Below are 21,635 nucleotides of genomic sequence, written 5' to 3'. Positions count from 1 at the left end.
CTTCGGAGGGAGACACATGCTAAGGAGTGGGATAGTGATATCGTTACATACCATGAGGGCAGAAGGCAAGAGTATTCGTGAAATTGCCCGTCTAACGGGGCATTCTCGAAATACAGTTCGCCGATATCTCCGGGGTGAATTCTCCCCCGAAAAGGGAACCCGTAAATCTCGTGGTTCCAAGCTTGATCCGTATAAACCGTTCCTGCAGGAACGTCTTCAAGAAGGTATCTATAACTGCGAGGTTTTATTCGATCTTCTACGAGAAAAGGGGTATACCGGGGGACGTACCATCTTGAAAGACTATGTGAAGGACTTCCGTCCTCCCAAACAAGTTCCCGCTGTTCTTCGTTACGAGACGAAACCTGGTGAATACGCACAGGTCGACTGGGGACTGTGTGATTACGTAGATTTGGACGGTACAGTCCGAAAAGTGCCGGTATTTGTCATGGTATTGGGGTACTCTCGTTCCACCTATATAGAGTTCACTAAGCGTTGTGACATTCACAGCTTTCTTCGTTGCTTGATTCATGCTTTTGAATATTTTGGGGGCATCCCAAAGGTAATGCTGACCGACCAGATGAAAACCGTCGTACTGGGCATGGAAGATGATCGAAAACCTCGCTGGCATCCGCTTTTTGCCGACTTTGCTGCAGCGATTGGGCTTGTTCCAAAAGTATGCAAAGTTCGACGCCCCGAAACAAAGGGAAAAGTGGAACGAGGCGTTCAATACGTAAAAAACAACTTTCTTCCTGGCAAACGCTTCGTTGATTTACAGGATCTCAATCAACAAGCCCTACACTGGTGCGAGCGGATTAACCGCCGTATTCATGGAACAACCGGCGAACGTCCCTTTGACCGACTCCGTGAGGAAAAACTGTCGCCCATCCCTTCAGCTGAACGGTGGGAAAAATACTTGCATGAACCAAGACAGGTCAGCCGAGACGGATTTGTTAGCTACGATGGTGTACGATATGGAGTTCCATGGAGGTACAGTGGACGTGAGGTAACCGTTCGAGAAGTGAATGGGTGGGTGGAAATCTGGGCCGACGGCACATGTATTGCTCGACACCAAAAGGTCTATCGATCCCGCACAACTGTTTTTTGCGAAAACCAGTATGCAGGTCTTTCGACCGCTCAAGGATATGCCTATCCACGTCCGCAAGCCCGACAGATTTCATCGCAGCAAGTGGAAGTACGTTCGCTGGATGTCTATGAGCAGCTAACAGGGGTGGGAGCATGATTGAACTGGAACAAGCACGGCTACGCCTCGAGGAACTTGGGCTTCAGCAAGCAGCTCTCCTCTTGGATGCTCACTTGGAAGCGGCAAGTCATGGACAGCCCACCTATCTGTCCTTTCTTAACACGCTCCTTGATGCCGAGATAGCGGAACGTCAAAAACGGAATATGGAGGTACGCACCAAACTTGCACACTTGCCTTACCGAAAAACACTAGAGGAGTTCGATTTTGCTTTCCAACCCAGCATTGACGAACGGTTGATTCGAGAGCTGGCCACGATGACTTTTGTAACCCGACACGAGAATGTCTTGTTCTTAGGGCCTCCCGGAGTAGGAAAAAGTCATCTGGCGGTGGCGTTGGCTGTAGAAGCCATCTCGCAAGGGATATCCGTTTACTTTGTCAGTCTCTCGCAACTCATCGAAGATCTGCGAAAAGCTTACACGGAAAACAGGCTGGATAAACGCCTACGCATCTATATTCGACCAAAGCTCCTGATTATTGACGAAATTGGTTACTTACCGTTTGACAGTTTGGCAGCCAACCTCTTTTTCCAGGTAATAAGTGCAAGATACGAGAGAGGGAGTATTCTGTTAACCAGCAACAAGAGTTTCGGTGAATGGGGGGAACTGATGGGTGATCCGATACTTGCTACGGCTATCCTGGATCGGCTCTTACACCATTCCCACATCGTCAACATTAGGGGGAATAGTTACCGGCTTCGTGAGAAGATGAGGACTGGAGCCTACGGCTCTCCCTCTACCACCTAACCAACAAAAAATCGCCGGGTGGGTCGATTCTAAACCGGCGATGGTGGGTCAAAATAAAGTCGGCGTTGACAGCAACATAACCAGTTTCATCCGAATCAGCAGGTGAAAGATCAAAACTACTACTAATTCCATTCCATTTATCAACAGCAGTCCAAAGAACGCGAGAGTACTTTTTCTCTAAATTAATGTTTTCATAAATAATGTTTGAGATCTCCCACTTCCCCCCTAGGAAGTTTGCAAATGCACTAGTAGTAAAGAAAGAGAGTGAAGCAACAATCGTAAATAGACCAGCTGCAACTTTAACCCTTTTGCGCGACATAGAGTTTCCTCCTTCTAAAAATTTACATCAATTCAAATACACACCTAAAAACCAATAATTGTAAACAGAGGTATTTTGTTAAATGAATGTGATTAAGAACACTAGAACCTATGTGATGACGGATTTTTCAAAAGCTGGCGAAAGAGCTGAACTCTCCGGATGTGAAAAAATTTACCGAGAATAAGAATAACGGAGGGTTGTGCCGGCTTTCTAATGCCGTCCCTCAGCTGACGTACGAATCCGCTGATTTGGTCGTTTTTTGTTTTGCCCCGTCCAGCTGTGCACAAAAAAAGGCACTCCATCATGAAGAAGTGCCTGGGGCTGAAGACAATGTGCCTTTTTATCAAGAAGGTTCCAAAGCAACCGATCTACCATCGTTTCCAGGCAGGAAGGCCTGCACATTGATAAACCGAAGGTGGAGAAAAAGTATATGGCATGGAATGATGGGCCTCAATAGAGCGAGAGAGCCCGATCACCCATTCGCCACGGACTTTGTCTACACGCTGAAAATGAAAACAGGCAAGCATTCGCTTGCCTGTTTCATGCGGGTGCTGTAAGGAATGTTATTGGTTACGCCGTTACCGGTTTGCCTTCGTCCAGCAGTTGACGCAGGACGGTTTGCAGGATGCCGCCGTTGCGGTAGTAGTCGACATCCACCATCGAGTCGAGACGGACGATGACGTCGAACTCGAACTGGCTGCCATCCTGACGGGTTGCTTTCACTTTCAGGCGTTGGCCAGGCTGTACGTTGTCGTTCAGACCGACGATGTCAAACGTTTCCGTACCGTCGATGTTGAGCGACTTCCAGCTTTGGCCGTCGGCGAATTGCAGCGGGAGCACGCCCATGCCCACCAGGTTGGAGCGGTGGATGCGCTCGAAGCTTTCTGCGATGACCGCCTTGATGCCGAGCAGGAACGTACCTTTTGCGGCCCAGTCACGGGAAGAACCGGTACCGTACTCCTTGCCGGCCAGTACCACCAGCGGCGTGCCGTCTGCCTGGTACTTCATGGATGCATCATAGATGGACATGATTTCGCCGGTCGGCAGGTACTTGGTTACGCCGCCTTCGGTGCCCGGAGCGATTTGGTTGCGGATGCGGATGTTGGCAAACGTACCGCGCATCATCACGTCGTGGCTGCCGCGGCGAGCACCGTAGGAGTTGAAATCTTTGCGTTCCACGCCTTTGGACTGCAGGAACAGACCTGCCGGGCTGGTCGGCGAGATGTTGCCCGCCGGCGAGATGTGGTCGGTGGTGACGGAATCACCCAAGAGAGCCAGTGCGCGTGCGCCGGTGATCTCTTCGATGTGACCGACATCGCCGGTAAGGTCTTTGAAGAACGGCGGCTCCTGGATGTAGGTGGAGTTTATATCCCACTCGTACAGGTCGCCCTTCGGTGCGTCGATTTCGTTCCACGCTTGGTTTTGCGTAAACACGTTCGCGTATTGGGCGCGGAACAGTTCCGGATTCATCGCCTTGTTCATCGCTTCCGCCAGCTCTTGCGGCGTCGGCCAAATGTCTTTCAGGTAAACCGGCTGGCCGTCTTTGCCAGTGCCGATCGGATCTTTTGTCAGGTCGATGTCCACGGTGCCGGCCAGGGCGTACGCGATAACCAGCGGCGGGGAAGCGAGGTAGTTCGCTTTTACCTGCGCGTGGATGCGGCCTTCGAAGTTGCGGTTACCGGACAGAACAGCTGCCACGGTCAGGTCGTTGTCGGCGATTGCCTTGCTGGTTTCTTCCGGCAGCGGACCGGAGTTACCGATGCAGGTGGTGCAGCCGTAACCGACCACGTTGAAACCGATCGCGTTGAGCGAATCCATCAGGCCGGCGTCGATCAGGTACTGGGTTACGACGCGGGAACCCGGAGCCAGCGAGCTCTTTACGAACGGCGGTTTTTTCAGTCCTTTTTCCACAGCTTTTTTCGCCAGGATACCGGCGCCCAGCATTACGCTCGGGTTGGATGTATTGGTACAGGACGTGATGGCTGCGATGACGACGGAACCGGTTTTCAGAGTTGCCGTCTCGCCGTTCGGGTAGGTGACAGTTGCTTCTGCCTTGATCTTTTCTTCGGAGAGGCCGAAACCGCCTTTCTCGATCGGCGTGCGCAGGCTGTTGTTGAAGGATTCCTTCATGTTGGTCAGTTCGACGCGGTCTTGCGGACGCTTCGGACCAGCCAGGCTGGGCACGACGGTGGACAGATCCAGTTCCAGAGTCTCGGTGAAGACCGGATCCGGCGTGTCGTCGGTGCGGAACAGGCCTTGCGCTTTGGTGTAGGCTTCCACCAGGGCGATTTGCTCTTCACTGCGGCCGGTTTGACGCAGGTAGTTGAGCGTTTCGGCGTCGACAGGGAAGAAGCCCATCGTTGCACCGTACTCAGGTGCCATGTTGGCAACGGTCGCGCGGTCTGCCAGCGAAATGTTGGACAGGCCAGGGCCGTAGAACTCAACGAATTTGCCGACCACGCCTTTTTTACGCAGCATTTGTGTAACAGTCAGCGCCAGGTCGGTTGCGGTTGCCCCTTCTTTCAGGGTGCCGGTCAGCTTGAAGCCGACAACTTCCGGAGTGACGAAGTAGAGCGGTTGGCCAAGCATGCCGGCTTCCGCCTCGATACCGCCAACACCCCAGCCCAGCACGCCCAGACCGTTGATCATGGTGGTGTGGGAGTCGGTGCCGACGAGGGAGTCCGGGAAGGCCACCAGTTCGCCGTTTACTTCGCGGGTTGCCACCACTGTTGCCAGGTACTCCAGGTTTACCTGGTGCACGATACCGGTTGCCGGCGGAACAGCGCGGAAGTTGTCAAACGCAGTTTGCGCCCAGCGCAGGAAGCGGTAGCGCTCCTGGTTGCGTTCGAATTCCAGCTTCATGTTGTTTTCCAGCGCCTTGTCGTTGCCGAAGTCGTCAACCATGACGGAGTGGTCAATAACCAGGTCAACCGGAACGAGCGGATTGATCCGTTTGGGATCGCCGCCGGCACGCTTCATCGCAATGCGCATCGCTGCCAGGTCGACGACGGCCGGTACACCCGTAAAGTCTTGCAGAACGATACGGGCCGGCATGAGCGGAACTTCCTTGTTTTCGTCGCGGCCTTTTGTCCAGTTGGCCAGTTGTTGCACGTGTTCCTTGGTGATGGCGCGGCCGTCAAACTGACGCACAGCCGCTTCCAGCAGCACTTTAATGGAGAACGGCAGCTTGGAAACTTCGCCGATTCCTTGCTCTTCCAAGCCTTGCAGGCGGTAGTATGCGTACGTCTTGCCGCCCACTTGCAGGGAAGACTTCACGTTGTAAGCATCGTGTTTAGCCAAAGTGCACAACCTCCCTTTTTTACTTGGAGTTTCATCTGATGAAACGCAGTTTCGTTTCTTCGATACGCCCCTATTATACTCGATTTGCTGCTCGGCTTCTACCCCAAAATTCATGATGGCTGCACAAAATCAGTGAAAAAACATGGTGCAGCGTTATGCATACGTTCGAAGAAAGTTCCAGACTTACTATAACCCCATCAGGTAAATGTAATGCGCCATGAACTCCCTTGGCTGGGATTATTCTCCTCGGTCAGCCTGAAAAAATGGCCGCCATCCGTATGACAGCGGCGGGGGAAGTTATGCAATCGCTTCCTTATTATTTTATGGCTCCGTTATATGGCTGCGGGCTGCCGACCACGAAAGCCGGCGATCCCTGCCGCGCAGGCATAAGCCAGCGGTGGCAGGTGGCAGCGAAAGGATGGCTGGTTTTCGCCGCCTTTTACGCACCGATGTACCGCGCATGCAGCGTCCGGGCCAGACTGATGTCGTCTGTACCCTGCACCAGCACACGTCCGTCGGGGAAGACGACCAGCGTGTGCGGGTCGACGTGAAAGCGGAGGAGAAATCTGTTTCGCTCGATGTGCCCCAACGGCGCCAGCCGTTCCGCCAGTTGGTCCAGATCGAGCTGCGCGTCGGCCGCAGGCGAAATCTGCACCGTGTTGCGACCGCACAAGGAGACAGCCTGTCCCTCCTGAGTGTCCGGCATCAGACAGGTAAACTGACGCTGTCCGCAGGTCGGGCAGTCGGCTCGCCGCCCGTTTTGTACGCGGATCTGCTGGTGACGGTTGGCCCAGATGTCGAAGTGCTCCAGATGGGGATTGAGCGCTTCCTGATTGTCCACCAGCAGTTTCAACGCCTCCGTCGCCTGGTAAGAGGCGACGATGTGAATGATAGGACCGATTACGCCGGCCGTGTCGCAGGTTGGCATTTCCCCCGGATTGGGCGCTTCCGGAAAGAGGCAGCGCAGGCAGGGGGTAATCCCCGGCCGAATGGCCGTAAACGTGCCGGTGGCGCTGACCGCTCCGCCGTACACCCAGGGAATGCCGTGCTTGACGCAGACGTCATTGATCAGATAGCGAACCTGAAAGTTGTCTGTGGCGTCCAGCACGAGCTGGACGTCGGCCAACAGCTTTTCCGCATTGTGAGCCGTCAGGTCGGCCACCACCGGCTCGACTGTCACTTCCGAATTAATCTTCGTCAGCTTGGCGTGGGCGGCTATCGCCTTGGGCAGGTGCTGGCGGGCGTCGTCTTCGTCGTACAACATCTGCCGCTGCAGGTTGCTTGGCTCCACAAAGTCGCGGTCAATCAGGCGGACAAAACCGACCCCGGCCCGGACCATATGGTTGGCCAGCACCGTTCCAAGCGCGCCCATGCCGACGATCGCCACGCGGCTGCGGAGAAGCCGTTCCTGACCGGTCCGGCCAATCGGAGGAAACAGGATTTGCCGGGAGTATCGCGTGTTCACAACTCTATCTCCTTTCTGACTCGTCAGGAAGCGCCAGCGGGTTCCACGGTCCCTGCTGGTGCCCTTTCCACTCGCTGCCGTCTTCCCAGACTTCCTTTTTCCAGATGGGAACAATCTGTTTCAGCCGTTCGATCGCGTACCGTCCCGCTTCAAACGCTTCGCTGCGGTGCGGCGTGGCGACGGCGGCGACGACGGCAATCTCCTCGATTTGCAGGTCGCCGATGCGGTGATGCATGGCCAGTTCCGCTCCCGGCCAGCGCTCGGCCACTTCTCTGGCGATTTGCTTCATCTTTTCTACGGCCATCGGTTCGTACGCCTCGTAGGTGAGGGAGACGGTCCGCTGTCCGTTGGTAAATTCGCGAACGGTTCCGACAAAGGTAAGCACAGCCCCGGCTTGGGGATTGGAGACGAGCCGGACCAGTTTGTCCGCGCTGAGCGGCTCCGTCGTTACGGCAAAGCGCGGCTCTTCGCCGCCGCTCACCGGGGGAAGAATCGCCACTTCGTCGCCTGGTGCCAGCGCTTTGTCCGGTTCGGCATATTCCTGGTTGACGGAGACAAAGCAGCTCCCCAACAGCGGCGCCAGCGCATGATACTGCTCTCCGACTGCCTGCAGCAGGTCGCGGACGAGAGCTCCTTCCGCTACGCTCACTTGAATCTCCCGCTTACCGGCCCTCTCGGCGAGGCCGGCAAACAACAGCACGCGTATTTGCATCGATGCACTCCTCATTTCCCGGTTTTGAACAACCTGACGCCGGGTATCTTTGTACAGGGGAAGCGGCGGCAGGTTGAATGGCTTTCTACCGGAAACGATAACACACCAAAGCGGATACTGTCTAATGAGTGTAACGCTTTGCGCAGTTTCTGCATTGATTTTACAGAGCGCCAGCGGTAAGGTTAGAGGTGATGAGAGATACGACGGGCGACATTCGTCCACCTGGCCCAGGCGGCTTGGACCGGCAGGGTGGACGGCAATACGCCCATTTCCCTCCAAGGGGGGATCAATCGAGGAGGAGCGCAGCATGAGCGATACATTAACCCATTTTAACGACCAGCAGCGCGCCCGCATGGTGGACATCTCCGACAAAAAGGAGACCCGGCGGGAAGCGGTGGCGAAGAGCAGAATTACGATGAAACCGGAGACGCTCGACCGCATCCGGCAAGGGCGCGTGTCCAAGGGAGACGTGCTCGCGGTGGCCCAGGTGGCCGGCGTGATGGCCGCGAAAAAGACGTGGGAGCTGATTCCGATGTGCCATCCGCTGCCGCTGACCGGCGTAGACATCAGCTTTGCCTTTGTCGCCCCCGACACGCTGGAGGTAGAGGCGACAGTCAAAACCACCAGCAAGACGGGTGTGGAGATGGAAGCGCTGACCGCCGTCAGTGCAGCCGCTCTCACTGTCTACGACATGTGCAAGGCGATGGACAAGGGGATGGTTATCGGCCCCACCTGCCTGATGAGCAAAACGGGCGGAAAAAGCGGAGATTATCATCGGATTGAGGAGTAACCAGACATGAGCGGAATATGGAACATGTATCCGCGCAGCATACGGGTTCTCGCCGTCGTTGCCGCCATGACTTCCACGGGCATGGCGTGCATATGGCCGCTGGTCACCATTTACATCCACGATTACCTGGGCCAACCGCTCACCGTAGCCGGACTATTGCTGCTGTTGAACCAGGGAGCCAACCTCGTGGGGAGTGTGGCAGGCGGCATTCTTTTTGACCGCTGGGGACACAGGCGGACGTTTGCGGTCGGTTCTGTCGGCGCGATCGCTGTTTCTGTCGCGCTTGGCTTGACGACCGACTTCACCGCCTACACCGTGCTGCTGTTATTGAACGGATTTTTCTTTGGCACGATCTTTCCTGTACTGAATGCACTGGCTGTCCGCCTCTGGCCGGAAGGCGGGCGCAGAGGGCTGAACGTGATTTACGTCGCGCTCAACATCGGGGTGGCCGTCGGTTCGGCCTTGTGCGGCGTTTTGGCCAGCGTGTCGTTCGCCTGGACGTTTTTCGGAAACGCGATTGCGCAGGCTGTGACGCTGGCGATGTTTCTTAGGTGCCTGCCGCAGCATTTGGCGGATCAACCAAATGAACAGGTTCACGCGGCGGAATCGGCCGAGACAGAGGCGAAGCAGGCTGCGGCGGGAACAAACCATCGGCCGGTTGCCTGGGGGGCGCTCGCCGTGCTCTGCAGCGGCTTGTTGGTCTGCTGGATCGTCTACGTGCAGTGGACGACGGTGCTTTCCGCCTACATGCAGACGCTGGGCATTTCGCTTCGGCAGTACAGTCTGCTCTGGACGCTGAACGGAGCGCTCATCTTGTTTGGCCAACCGCTGATCTCCTGGATCATCAACAGCTTCGCCCGGACGTTGAAAGCGCAGCTGCTGCTCGGCGGGTACGTGTTTGCACTGTCGATGCTCATCCTCTCGCAATCGACGGCCTACGCCGGATTTGTTGCGGCCATGTTTGTGATGACGATCGGCGAAATGCTGGTGTGGCCGGCTGTCCCCACCATCGCTGCCGATCTGGCCCCGGCCGGCCGGGAAGGGATGGTCCAGGGCATTGTCAGCGGTATCGCCTCTGCTGGAAGGATGGCGGGACCGCTCGTGGGGGCGATGGCCTTCGAGGCGCTCGCTCCGCAAGGGATGCTTTACCTGATGGCGGTGTTGGCACTGGTGGCGGTAGGCTGTTTTGCCGCGTACAGCTCGTTCGTCAAGCGGACGGAGACGCAGCCGGCGGTAAGCGTGCCGGAGAAATGAGCCGGGGGAGAGGCCTTTGTCTCCGACTCCGGATGTGAAGCAAATGAAATAGATAAAATGAAATAGGTAATAGGGTCTAATAACATACGCTTTTACGGCAGCGTCCCTCTCGTGCGAGGGGCGTTTATTCATGGTAGACATGGATTGCCCCAGTTCATATTGAGTTCATAAACGCGTGGCATGGTAAGGGGTGAGCCGTGTTGGAGGGTGGTCTGTTGAAAAAATGATACATTTTACCACGAAAATTTCTTGATGCGAAATATGTCCTGTGTCATAATGTTTCGTGACGCGAAATAACAGAGGTGTGGCCTATGAATCCTATGAGGCGCATGTCGAAGCAGTTGATCCAGATGAACAAGGTCTACCTGGACGTCATCGCCCAGGAATTGACCCAATGCGGATTGACCATTCCGCAGATGTTCGTCCTGGGTCCCGTAATAGAGGCGCCCAGGACTATTGGGGAAATCAGCCGGCTGATCGACCTCTCCTACAGCACAGTATCCGGCATCGTCGACCGGCTCGAACGGGACGGCTATGTCAAACGGGTGCGGGACGAAAAAGATCGGCGCATCGTCTGGGTGGAACTTGCCGACACCCCGGAAGCGATCACGCAACGGATTCCCTTTATGCAGGGCGGCTACTTTGACAAGCTGTTCGACGGCATGTCCAGTCAAGAGGTGGAAGATGTGTGCCGATCGCTGACGATCTTGACACACTATTTGGAAAAACGGCAACAATCGTTTCCGAAAAAGGGAGGTAGCTGTACACGATGAATCTTTCCCGCTTCTCCATTCAACGCCCCGTTACCATCCTGATGATGACGGTGGCCCTGCTCATCTTCGGCTTCGTCTCCCTGCCCAAGCTGGCGGTTGAGCTGTATCCGGAGCTGAATCTGCCGGTGGCGGTGGTCGTCACCACCGTCGAGGGCGGCACGCCTGCCGAAGTGGAAAAGCTGGTGACCCGTCCCATCGAGGAAGCATTGGGAACGGTGCCCAACGTAGACAAAATCATGTCCAACTCCATCGAAGGGGCCTCCCAGGTCATCCTGCAGTTCAACTGGGGAACAAACATGGACCAGGCAACGTTGGACATGCGTGACAAGGTGGACTTGATCCGCGGAATCCTGCCGGACAACGCCAAGTCCCCCCGCATTCTGAAATTGGACCCCAACAGTCAACCAATCATGACCTTTTCCCTGACCGGGGAAGAAGACATCGTCAAGCTGAAGGCGATCGCCGAAGACACGATCAAACCGCATTTGGAGCGGATTGACGGTGTTGCCTCCGTCGGCGTCTCCGGCGGCCAGGAGAAGATCGTCGAGGTCGTGCTCGACCCGAACCGGCTGGCCGCTTACGGGATCGGCATTGACCAGATCCAGCAGGCTTTGATGGCTACCAACGTGTCCGGTTCGTCCGGTGTGATTCGCCAAGGCGACACCAAGCTGAGCATCCGGGTCGATGGCGAATACGATACCGTTACCGACATTGGCGAGACGCCGATTCATGTGCAGAACGGCAGCATCGCGCTGAAAAACCTGGCGACGGTCAACGAGACGTACAAAGACGTGACGCAGAAGGCGTACATGAATGGAATGCCCAGCGTCGGCCTGACCATTACCAAAGCCTCGGGCGGTAATACGATTGAAGTGGCAGACGCGGTAAACCGGGAGTTGGAGGCGCTGAAACAGATGCTGCCTCCCAACGTCAAGCTGACCACGATTCTCGACTCGTCCACGTTTATCAAGGATTCCATCTACACGGTCGGAGAGCACGCGCTCTTGGGCGGGGTGTTCTCGATCATCATCCTGTTCCTGTTTTTGAACAGCTTCCGTTCCATGCTGATCGTCTCCATCGTGATTCCGATCTCCGTGGTGGCGACCTTCTGCCTGATGTACTTTACCGGACAGACGATCAACATGATCTCGCTTGCCGGGTTGACCCTGGGGCTGGGTTCCCTGGTAGACTTCGCGGTCGTGATTCTGGAAAACATTTTCCGCTATCGGGAGCAGGGCAAGGGCATGATGGAAGCGGCCCGACTCGGTTCCAGGGAAGTGGGCACGGCGGTGATGGCCTCCGCGCTGGCGCAAATCGCCGTATTTGCTCCGATCGTATTTGTCGAAGGGCTGGCTTCCGAGCTGTTTGGCCCGCTGGCGCTGACGGTCGTTTACTCGCACATCGCCGCGCTTTTGGCTTCGCTGACGCTGGTGCCGATGCTTAGTTCCCGCTGGCTGAAACGAGTGCCGCACACCGAGGGAGAGGCGGTGGCCAACTACCGGGGCCTCAATCCGGTGATGTGGTTCAACAAAGGATTTAACAAAATCGCGCGCGGCTATGGCCGTCTGCTGAAGTGGGCGCTTGGTCACCGCAAGACCGTGTTTGCCCTGACGATCGCCTTGTTTGTCGGCGCAATTGCCCTCACCGGCGGAGTTGGCGCGGAATTTATTCCGAAGATGGACCAGGGACAGATTTCCATCTCCATTAAATTGCCGAACGGCACCATGCTGCAGGAGACGGAAAAAGTGGTCGCTGAAGTGGAACAGCGCGTAAAAGATCTGCCGGAAATGGAGCAGCTGTACACCTCGATCGGCTCCTCCGGCGGCCCGGCGCTCATCGCCAGCGCCATGTCCAACCAGGCGCAGCTGCAAATCAAGCTGGTGCCCAAGGACCAGCGCTCCGTCAGCACCGAGCAGGTGACGGAACAACTGCGCGAACGGCTGGCCGACATCTCGGGGGCGGAGATTGAGGTAACGGAATTGGACCAGTCGGGCTCCTCGATGGGGGCACCGCTGGAAGTGAGCTTGCGCGGGGATAACCTCGACGTGCTGGAAGACATCAGCTCGATCATCGCCGGCGAGATCAAACAGGTGCCGGGCACGCGCAACGTCACCACCTCGCTGGAAGAGACGCGCCAGGAAGTGCAGGTGCTGGTCGATCCGCAAAAGGCGAGCCTGTACGGGCTGACCACCAGTCAGGTCCTGTCCAACGTGCGCACGGCGTTTGACGGCATGACGGTCACCACCTACCAGACGGGGGATGACCAGATTGACGTGAAGATCATGCTGCCCAAGTCGTATCAGGACGACATCAGCTACCTGCAACAGCTCCGCATCCCGACGGCGAGCGGCGCGCAGGTCGCCCTCTCGTCTGTCGCCGAGATCGTCAAAAAGGACGTGCCGCAGCTGATCAAACGCTCCAATCAGTCGCGGGAAGTAACGATCAGCAGCGAAATCGTCGGACGCGACCTGAACTCGGTTTCCAATGACGTGATGGCCAAGCTGAACGCCCTGTCACTGCCGGACGGTTACACGCTGGAATTCGGCGGTCAGAGCAAGGAGATGGCCGAGTCGTTCGGCAGCCTGGGACTGGCGATCATTCTGTCGATCGTGCTGGTCTACATGGTGATGGCCAGCCAGTTTGAATCCCTGTTTACACCGTTTGTCATCATGTTCTCCATCCCGCCGACGTTCATCGGCGTGGTCGTGGGCCTGCTTACGACCGGCTATCCGCTGAGCGTTCCGGCGCTGATCGGGTACATCCTGCTCATCGGGATTGTCGTCAACAACGCGATCGTCTTGATCGACTACGTCAACCAACAGCGCAAGCGGGGCGTGGAGCGGAACGAGGCCATCCTTCAGGCGGGGCCGATCCGTCTGCGTCCGATTCTGATGACGTCACTTGCGACGATTCTGGCGATCATGCCGCTTGCCTTTGGCGGCGGGGACGGGAACGAATCGATGGCGCCCATGGCTGTCGTCGTCATCTTCGGTCTCAGTTTCTCCACACTGATTACGCTTGTGCTGATTCCGGTCGTCTACACCTGGTTTGACGATCTGGGGCAAAAGTGGCGCAATCGCAAAGAAAAACGCAAGCAGAAAAAAGCGGCCGGCCAGGAAATGCCGACGTTGGGATAGGAGGCTACACGGTATGAAGATGAACAAGGGAAGTCTTGGGCTGCTGCTGGCCTTGGCAGTTGCCCTGGCAGGTTGTACGGCTCCGGATGCGGCCACGCAGCAGACGCAAACGGATAACAAGCCGGTGCCGGTACAGGTCGATACAGTGAAAAAGGGAAGCGTGTCGACGCGCGCGGGGGTAACCGGGAAACTGGCCCCCAACAAGGAAGTCACCTTGGCTCCAAAAGTGGGCGGCAAGATTGTGCAGCTGAACGTAAAACTGGGGCAGTATGTCAAACAGGGACAGGTGCTTTTCAGCCTGGAGAAAACGGATCTGGAGAATGCAGTGCAGCAGGCGCAGGCGGCGTACGATCTCGCCGTAGCCAACCTGAAGCAGAGTAATGCCGCCTCCGACCAGGGGCTGCAGCAGGCGAAAAACGGTCTGGTGCAGGCCGAGCAGGCGCTGCGGGACGCGGAACGCGACTACCAGCGCATGTCTGACCTGTTCAAACAGGGAGCGGTGTCACCGCAGCAATTGGAACAGGCACAGGCGGCCCTCACCAATGCGAAGACGGCGTATGCCAACGCCAAGGAAGCGCTGGAGATGGCTGAAAAGCAGACGGGAGTGGCAGTCACTCAGGCATCCGTGGAACAGGCCCGCATCTCGCTGCAAAACGCGCGTGAACAGTTGGCCAACGCGACGGTGACCGCCCCGATCTCCGGCTTCGTCTCCGCCGTCAACGGCCAGGTAGGGGAAATGGCTTCGCCGCAAGCGCCAGTGGTCACCATCGTGGATACCGATCCGCTAATCGTCAAGGCAAACCTCTCCGAAGAGGAAGTAACGTCAGTGAAAAAAGGGGACAAGGTGAAGATTCAAATCTCTGCCATCTCCAAGGAGCTGGACGGCACGGTGAGCGCGATCAGTCCCGTGATGGATCAGACGCTGCGCGCGTATCCGGTGGAAATTGCCCTGGCCAAGCAGGACGCTTCGCTAAAGGCGGACATGGTCGTCAGCATCCAGTTTGCGCATCAGCAAACCAACAGCATGCTGGTGGTGCCGCTCAAGGCCGTCTTTGACGAGAACGGCAAGCGGTTCGTCTACAAGCTGGAGGGAGACACGGCGAAAAAAGTGGAAGTGCAGACCGGGATCGAATCCAGCGATCTGGTGGAGGTAAAGGCAGGGCTGAAAGAAGGCGAGCAAATCGTCGTGCGCGGACAGACGCTGCTGAAAGACGGCGCCAAGGTAAACGTCCAGCCGACATCTTGACACTGTTCGCTTGCTAAAGTAGTATGAAAGAGATATCCAACCAGCACAGTCGGAATGCTGCGGCGGCCCTGCAGGGACGTCGCTGCGGGGGGCGACACGGTCGCTGACCCGCCGGATGCTGCTGGGATGGAACGAGACTGCAAACGAAACTGAATAGCATGCAATCACCTTATCAAGAGAGGCGGAGGGACTGGCCCGATGAAGCCCGGCAGCGGATCTGCCTGTGCAGATGCTGTGCCAATTCCAGCAGGAGCATTCCTGACAGATAAGAACGTGGAGATGTCGATCTGCCCCTTTTTCTGTACAGGAAAAGGGGCTTTTTGCTTAGCCGCCGACGTCTGCACGATTTACCCGAGGGAAAGGAACGAGAGACTGATGCGCATCCAACCGTCCGCCATGATTGACCGTCTGCCGACGCAGTTTTTTGCCTCGCTGGTGGCGAAAGTGAACAAGGCCATCGCCGCCGGCCATGACGTAATCAACTTGGGGCAGGGCAACCCCGATCTGCCGACGCCGCCGCACATTGTCGAGGAACTGCAGGAACATGCTGCCCGTCCGGTTCACCACAAGTACCCGCCGTTCAGCGGTCGTGTGGAACTGAAACGGGCTGTCGCCCACTGGTACAAGCAGGAGTTTGACGTCGATCTGGACCCGGAAGAGGAAGTGGCCATCCTGTTCGGCAGCAAGACCGGACTGGTGGAAATCTGCCAGGTATTGCTCAATCCGGGCGATGTGGCTCTGGTGCCGGACCCCGGCTATCCCGATTACTGGTCGGGAGTGGCCATCGCCGACGGGCGGATGGTGATGATGCCGCTGCGCGCCGCGAACGGTTTCCTGCCGGACTACGGCGAGCTGGCCCGAGAGGATCTGGACAAAGCCAAGCTGATGTTCCTGAACTACCCCAACAACCCGACCGCGGTCAATGCGCCGTACGAATTTTTCGAAGAGACGGTCCGCTTCGCCCGCAAGCACGAAATCGTCGTCTGTCACGACTTCGCCTACGGAGCGATCAGCTTCGACGGCAAGAAGCCGGTCAGCTTCCTGCAGGTGCCGGGAGCCAAAGAAGTGGGCGTGGAATTTTACACGCTGTCCAAAACGTACAACATGGCCGGCTGGCGCGTCGGCGCGATGGTCGGCAACCGGGAACTGGTCCGGCTGATCAACCTGATCCAGGACCACTACTTCTGCAGCCTGTTCGGCGCCATCCAGATGGCGGCGGTCCGGGCGCTGACCGATTCCCAGCAGTGTGTCCGCGAGTTGGTGGCCGTCTACGAAAGCCGGCGCAACGCGCTGTTTTCCAACCTGCACCGCATCGGCTGGGAGGCGGCACCGTCGCAGGGCTCGTTTTTCACCTGGCTGCCGGTGCCGAAAGGGTTTACCTCTGCCGAATTTGCCGACTTGCTGTTGGAAAAAGCCCATGTCGCTGTCGCACCGGGCGTAGGTTTCGGCCCCACCGGCGAAGGGTACGTGCGCGCAGCGCTTTTGGCCAGCGAAGAGCGGCTGGCGGAAGCAGTGGCGCGGATTGAGCGTTTGGGTATTTTCTCCCCGTGCAACTAGCAATATATCGTTCATGTGATTGAGAACTGACCGCCAGTGTGTTCGCAAAACGCCCTGGCGGTTTGATTTTTTGGGAAGCGAGGCGGAGGCCGGGGCAGTGCCGCGTCCGGGATGGGCCCCGCCCAAAATAGGCGAGTGCCGCATAGTCCAAAACCGGGCGGGCGAATACTATAAAAAAGCGCGGCGGGCGCGATCACGAATGACGCGCCCATGCAAAAAAATCCATTCTCAGTAAAAATCATTCTCAGCATTGACAGATAATGATTTTCATTATACGATGGGTGTGGTAATGATAATTGATCTCAATGATCACGTTTGTTCGGCAGGAGGGTATCATGCGCTACCAGATCAACGGATATACGGACATGTATACGGTCATCTCCAATGAGCGCAAGATAGGCGGCGCCGTAGAAGCGGGTCTGATTCGCCTGCGGTCCGGCGAGGAGTTTGCCAACGCCGTGCTCACACGGTTGGAGATGTCCGGCGCACAGTTTTGCTCGCTCGGTTTTGTCACGGAGGAGGGCAAGCGGCTCATTGTCCATATCAATGACATCAGCATGATCGCCGACGCGGTGCACGTAAACGTGTGTGACCTGCGCAACGAGGTGATGCGCGCGGAGAAGATGGCGGAGCGGCTTAAGCGCTTGAAGCGGCTGTGCCAGTTGAACGAAGGAAGCTGCACGCCGACGTTCCGTGAAGAAGCGCTGTTGCTTGCTGAAGACATTGGCTTCGATGTGGCGCGCGAACACGTCGATCTGTCATTCCTGCCGCAGACGGAAAATGCCCGGGTGGTTCGCATCGCATAGGGAACCCGAACCCTGAACCCTGGCGCGCGATACAAACGAACACGATCCAGAGAATGAGACGGGAAGCGGTTTACGCTTCCTTTTTTGCTTGTCCAAGAGAACAATAGCCAAAACCTATTCCGTCTATAGCAAGCATAGATTGGACTTCTCCCGGCGTGAGTGATACAACAAGGATAAACTCAATCAAGGGGGAACGGAACATGGAGTACGCTTTTTCACAATCGGTTGGCGCACTGAGCTCCTCGGCCGTGCGGGAAATTCTGAAATTGACGCAGGGGACCCCGGTGCTGTCGCTGGCTGGCGGACTGCCGGCAGAGGAGTTTTTTCCGCTCGAAGAAATGAAGGCTGCATTTGACCGCGCGCTCAGTCAAGGGCCGAAATCGCTGCAATACGGTCTGACGGACGGGTACCTGCCGCTGCGCGAGTGGGTGGCATCCCGGATGAAACAAAAGAACATGAACGTGGGCGTGGAAAACATGCTGCTTACCACCGGCTCCCAGCAGGCCGTCGACTTGCTCTGTCGCGTCTATCTGGACGAAGGCGACGTCGTGCTGGTAGAAAACCCCACCTATTTGGCTGCTCTGCAGCTGTTTCAGTTCCGCGGCATTCGCGCTATTCCGGTGGAGGGGGACGACGAGGGCATGGACATGGAGGATCTGGCCCGCAAGATCGCCCAGTACCGTCCCAAAATGGCCTATGTGATTCCCACGTTTGCCAACCCGACCGGCAAGGTATGGAGTCTGGAACGGCGTCTTGGCCTTTTGCGCCAGTGCCGCGACAACAACATCCTGATCCTGGAAGACGACCCGTACGGCGAGATTCAGTTTGACGGGGAGGCGCCGTATCCGACCATCTTCTCGCTGGATCAGCACCCCGAAGGTTCGGCGGTCGTCTACACCAGCACCTTTTCGAAAACGGTGGCGCCGGCGCTGCGGATCGGCTGGGCGATCGGAGACGCTCAGGTGATCCAGACGATGGTCAGAGCGAAACAGGCCGTCGACCTGCACTCCAGTTCCATTGACCAGATTGCGCTGCATCAACTGCTGTCCCGCTTCGATCTGGACGCCCACATCAGCAAGATCCGTGCCGCCTACCAGGAGCGGATGGAATGGATGCACCAACTGCTGGCCAGCAAGAATTGGAGCGGCATTACCTGGAACAAGCCGCGGGGAGGCATGTTCCTCTGGGTGAAGCTGCCGGAACACATCCATTCGGAAAAACTGCTCGCGCAGGCCGTGCGGGAAGGCGTCGCGTTCGTACCAGGCATCCCGTTTTACGCAGCCGAGCCGCAGGTGAACACGATGCGGCTCAACTACACCCTGTTGAACAGGGAAGATACCAAGCTGGCCATCGACCGGCTGGACAGCGCCATTGCCGCCTACACCGCCGTCGTGACGCAGTAGGCAGCAGACCGTGCAACAGCAGCTGAAAAGACGTGATTCTCATACGAAAGAAGAGTCCTCTGTGATGAGGACTCTTCTTGTTTTCGGTGCGCCCGGCATGGGCGGTAGCTATAGGGTGAAAGTCCCGAACGGGGGTTGGCTGTACCAACCGTTAGCTTAAGGCAAGGGTGTCCGCCGTGAGGCGGAATCTGAAGGAAGCCGGCGGCAAAGTCCTGACCTGAGGTACACGAACCCAATTTGAGGCTGTTGTACTCGGGCGAGCCTGCCGAACAAGGTGAAGCCCCATACAGCCAAGGAGTGCAGCAGTAAATTGGGCAGGTACATGGGACGAAAGTTACCGTCCTTACCCGGGGAGGTCTGCATGATACGCCTACTACCGTTGGCAACCGTCTCCGCGAGGGGGCGCTGAACATGCAGAAGTCAGCAGAGGCCATAGTACTCCGATAGAGGACGCTCGAAGGAGGAAGGGCCGAACATCAAGTCAACACATGTTCTAATCCCTTTCGATACGGTGCGTCGAAGCAGAATTCCGAAATGGAACTTCCTCTGAATAGTAGGGGTGAAGCCCCGAGGGTACAGAGAAGGGCTGAGCATCGTACGGCAAGCTTAGCAACATGTGTGCGAAGAGAGGAGTATCGTCAGGGGCATGCTGGAGAAAGTGCTGTCACGGGATAACCTCATGGCTGCTCTCAAACGAGTGGAGGCCAACAGAGGTGCTGCGGGAATCGACGGTGTTTCAACCGAACAACTGCGCGACTACCTTCGTCAGCACTGGGCGACCATCCGGTCGCAAATCGAGAAGGGAACCTACAAGCCGTCTCCTGTCCGCAGGGTCGAAATCCCGAAACCTGACGGGGGAATACGATTGCTAGGCATCCCTACCGTGGTAGATCGCTTCATCCAGCAGGCCATCCTGCAGGTATTGACTCCCATATTCGACCCAGAGTTCTCCGACTCCAGCTTCGGGTTCCGTCCAGGCCGCCGTGCTCACAGTGCTGTGCGGAAAGCACAACAGTACATCAACGAAGGATTCCGGTATGTGGTCGACATCGACTTGGAGAAGTTCTTCGACCGGGTCAACCATGATATCCTAATGAGCCGGGTTGCCCGCAAGGTGAAGGACAAGCGCCTTCTTAAACTAATTCGCGCTTATCTGCAATCCGGAGTCATGGTCAACGGAGTGTGTGTCACGACGGAAGAGGGCACGCCGCAAGGTGGCCCCTTAAGTCCGCTGTTGGCCAACATTCTGCTAGACGACCTGGACAAGGAGTTGGAGAAAAGGGGACACCGTTTCTGCCGCTATGCGGACGACTGCAACATCTACGTCCGCTCCAAACGTGCGGGTGAACGTGTAAAGGCAAGTGTGGAGCGATACTTGACCAGGGTTCTCAAACTCAAGGTAAATCAACAGAAAAGTGCGGTGGATCGCCCGTGCAATCGGAAGTTTCTCGGCTTTAGCTTTATTCCGGGAAAGGAAGCGCGGATACGTCTGCATCCCAAATCGATCACCTGGTTAAAAGGACGAATTCGCCAATTAACCAACCCACATTGGAGCATGACCATGCAGGAGCGGATTCAAAAACTCAACCAGTACCTCATGGGATGGATCGGGTATTTTGCGCTAGCCGAGGCGAAAACCCATCTCCTGCGAATAGAGGAATGGATTCGCCGAAGGCTCCGACTCTGTCTATGGACGCAGTGGAAACGAGTTCGTACGAGGTACCGCGAACTTCGTTCGCTTGGATTTTCTCACAACAGAGCACTGGAAATCGCAAACACCCGAAAGGGGGCGTGGCGGACAACAAAATCCCCGCACATGCACAAAGCCCTTGGTATTGCCTACTGGCAACAACAAGGGCTGATGAGTTTGATACAGCGATATTTCACACTTCGTCAAGCTTGGTGAACCGCCGTATACCGGTCGGTACGTACGGTGGTGTGAGAGGACGGGGGTTAGCCACCCCCTCCTACTCGATGCGGAAGTGCCTCCCCGTACTTATTCCTCCGTTTCTTCCAGCGTGCAGATGGCGCTCGGCCGCTTGATGCGGAGCACGACGCACTCGTAAACGCGGAAGAAGCTGTTCATTTGCTCGTCGCCGAGGAACGCGGTGTCGAAGTCTTCGGCGATTGCCAGGTCCAGATTGTGCCGGCCGGTGGCAACCAGCACGCCGGTGCGTCCCTTGATGGTGGGGGATTGGTACACCCCGTCGGTCACCAGATTGCGAATGTGCTCGATTTCCAGGACGTTGGTCCCCTTGTGGACGCGATGCAGCAGCGAGTACAGTTCCGGAGAGACGACCAGCGCGTACGGGCCGCTGTGTCCCATCTTCAACAGCTTGTTGCGGGCCTCGACGATGTCAGCAAATGCGTTGCCGGATTCCATCCAGTCGCTTTTCAAGTGGGTGAGGCGCCCCTTGACGTTCATCAGGCCGGGCAGATCAAACTCCTTGGAGCCGTTGAAAATCAGGTCGTCTTCCATCAGAGCGCATCCTGCGGCCGCATTGGCTGCGGCGCTCATGTCCAGCGGCATCCCCAGGGTGCGGGCCTGGGCGACGTCGCGCCAGTACAGCACGAAGTCTTTGTACAGGATCGGGATGGTCAGGCTGACCCGTCGGCTCGGCTGGGTCAGCTCCAGGGATTCGCCGCGCAGGCTTAAGCCCCCGAAGCGGGATTCCTCGTAAATGTCGTTGGTAATCGTCTGGATGCCTTCGCCAAGCGGTCCGTAGATATCGATAAAGCGGCGTCCGACCAGTTGGCGGCGGGCCATCTCGACGACGGTCTCGTCCAATTGGTGCCACTCGTCTTTCGTCAAGGGAGAGTCGGGAAACTTGCGGAGCTTGTCCATCGTTGCTACCTCCAATTCGTTCAA

The 21,635-nt window shown here is 56.9% G+C and carries 16 protein-coding genes and 1 riboswitch; of the genes, 11 read left to right on the top strand and 5 right to left on the bottom strand.

Annotated features, from left to right (window positions below; all coding sequences use genetic code 11):
* Window positions 1–16 precede the first annotated feature (16 nt).
* Together istA and istB are read left to right on the top strand one after the other, a co-directional pair.
* Complete coding sequence (istA, locus tag IRT44_RS00920; RefSeq protein ID WP_230076769.1) at window positions 17–1,240, top strand: IS21 family transposase; 1,224 nt, start codon at window positions 17–19, stop codon at window positions 1,238–1,240.
* On the top strand, window positions 1,237–2,004 hold the full coding sequence (gene istB / locus IRT44_RS00915) for an IS21-like element helper ATPase IstB (RefSeq protein ID WP_230077281.1): 768 nt from the start codon (window positions 1,237–1,239) through the stop codon (window positions 2,002–2,004). Before istA ends, istB begins: the two co-directional genes overlap by 4 nt.
* Here istB and IRT44_RS00910 read toward each other — a convergent pair.
* The 4 genes from IRT44_RS00910 to IRT44_RS00895 all read right to left on the bottom strand — a co-directional run bounded on the left by IRT44_RS00910 (window position 1,994) and on the right by IRT44_RS00895 (window position 7,800).
* Window positions 1,994–2,323, bottom strand: coding sequence for a hypothetical protein (locus IRT44_RS00910; protein ID WP_230077280.1), 330 nt, complete (start codon window positions 2,321–2,323; stop codon window positions 1,994–1,996). The two genes, istB and IRT44_RS00910, sit on opposite strands and share 11 nt — an antisense overlap.
* A gap of 570 nt (window positions 2,324–2,893) precedes the next feature.
* Window positions 2,894–5,623, bottom strand: a complete 2,730-nt coding sequence (gene acnA / locus IRT44_RS00905) for an aconitate hydratase AcnA (protein ID WP_230077279.1) — start codon at window positions 5,621–5,623, stop codon at window positions 2,894–2,896.
* 439 nt (window positions 5,624–6,062) lie between these two features.
* Window positions 6,063–7,088, bottom strand: a complete 1,026-nt coding sequence (locus IRT44_RS00900) for a ThiF family adenylyltransferase (protein ID WP_230077278.1) — start codon at window positions 7,086–7,088, stop codon at window positions 6,063–6,065.
* 4 nt (window positions 7,089–7,092) lie between these two features.
* Window positions 7,093–7,800 (bottom strand): molybdenum cofactor biosynthesis protein, encoded by a 708-nt coding sequence (locus tag IRT44_RS00895; RefSeq protein WP_230077277.1) that lies wholly within the window; start codon window positions 7,798–7,800, stop codon window positions 7,093–7,095.
* A gap of 307 nt (window positions 7,801–8,107) precedes the next feature.
* Between IRT44_RS00895 and moaC the strand changes: the two genes are divergently transcribed.
* The 9 genes from moaC (at window position 8,108) to ltrA (ending at window position 20,672) form a co-directional block, all read left to right on the top strand.
* Entirely contained in the window at window positions 8,108–8,590 is a 483-nt protein-coding gene (moaC, locus tag IRT44_RS00890; protein ID WP_230077276.1) for a cyclic pyranopterin monophosphate synthase MoaC, read from the top strand.
* Between the two features lie 6 nt (window positions 8,591–8,596).
* Window positions 8,597–9,844, top strand: coding sequence for an MDR family MFS transporter (locus IRT44_RS00885; protein WP_171567349.1), 1,248 nt, complete (start codon window positions 8,597–8,599; stop codon window positions 9,842–9,844).
* A 329-nt stretch (window positions 9,845–10,173) separates the two neighbouring features.
* On the top strand, window positions 10,174–10,617 hold the full coding sequence (locus IRT44_RS00880; protein ID WP_230077275.1) for a MarR family winged helix-turn-helix transcriptional regulator: 444 nt from the start codon (window positions 10,174–10,176) through the stop codon (window positions 10,615–10,617).
* Entirely contained in the window at window positions 10,614–13,754 is a 3,141-nt protein-coding gene (locus IRT44_RS00875; RefSeq protein WP_230077274.1) for an efflux RND transporter permease subunit, read from the top strand. Before IRT44_RS00880 ends, IRT44_RS00875 begins: the two co-directional genes overlap by 4 nt.
* A gap of 13 nt (window positions 13,755–13,767) precedes the next feature.
* On the top strand, window positions 13,768–15,000 hold the full coding sequence (locus IRT44_RS00870; RefSeq protein ID WP_171567346.1) for an efflux RND transporter periplasmic adaptor subunit: 1,233 nt from the start codon (window positions 13,768–13,770) through the stop codon (window positions 14,998–15,000).
* Window positions 15,001–15,166: 166 nt separating this feature from the next.
* A riboswitch (SAM riboswitch) is annotated at window positions 15,167–15,272 on the top strand.
* 103 nt (window positions 15,273–15,375) lie between these two features.
* On the top strand, window positions 15,376–16,557 hold the full coding sequence (locus IRT44_RS00865) for a pyridoxal phosphate-dependent aminotransferase (protein WP_230077273.1): 1,182 nt from the start codon (window positions 15,376–15,378) through the stop codon (window positions 16,555–16,557).
* A 335-nt stretch (window positions 16,558–16,892) separates the two neighbouring features.
* Entirely contained in the window at window positions 16,893–17,363 is a 471-nt protein-coding gene (locus IRT44_RS00860; protein WP_171567344.1) for a hypothetical protein, read from the top strand.
* Between the two features lie 200 nt (window positions 17,364–17,563).
* Entirely contained in the window at window positions 17,564–18,766 is a 1,203-nt protein-coding gene (locus IRT44_RS00855) for an aminotransferase-like domain-containing protein (protein WP_171567343.1), read from the top strand.
* A 646-nt stretch (window positions 18,767–19,412) separates the two neighbouring features.
* Window positions 19,413–20,672: a group II intron reverse transcriptase/maturase gene (gene ltrA / locus IRT44_RS00850; protein WP_230077001.1), complete on the top strand. Its 1,260-nt coding sequence runs from the start codon at window positions 19,413–19,415 to the stop codon at window positions 20,670–20,672.
* Window positions 20,673–20,762: 90 nt separating this feature from the next.
* Here the strand turns inward: ltrA and IRT44_RS00845 are convergent, their stop codons facing one another.
* Window positions 20,763–21,611 (bottom strand): family 1 encapsulin nanocompartment shell protein, encoded by an 849-nt coding sequence (locus IRT44_RS00845; protein ID WP_171567342.1) that lies wholly within the window; start codon window positions 21,609–21,611, stop codon window positions 20,763–20,765.
* Window positions 21,612–21,635 lie beyond the last annotated feature (24 nt).

The organism is Brevibacillus sedimenti (assembly GCF_020923495.1).
In the GTDB taxonomy this organism is placed as follows: Bacteria; Bacillota; Bacilli; order Brevibacillales; family Brevibacillaceae; genus Brevibacillus; species Brevibacillus aydinogluensis.
The sequence above is the reverse complement of the archived record's forward strand: the minus strand, read 5'-3'. Positions and strand labels throughout refer to the sequence as shown.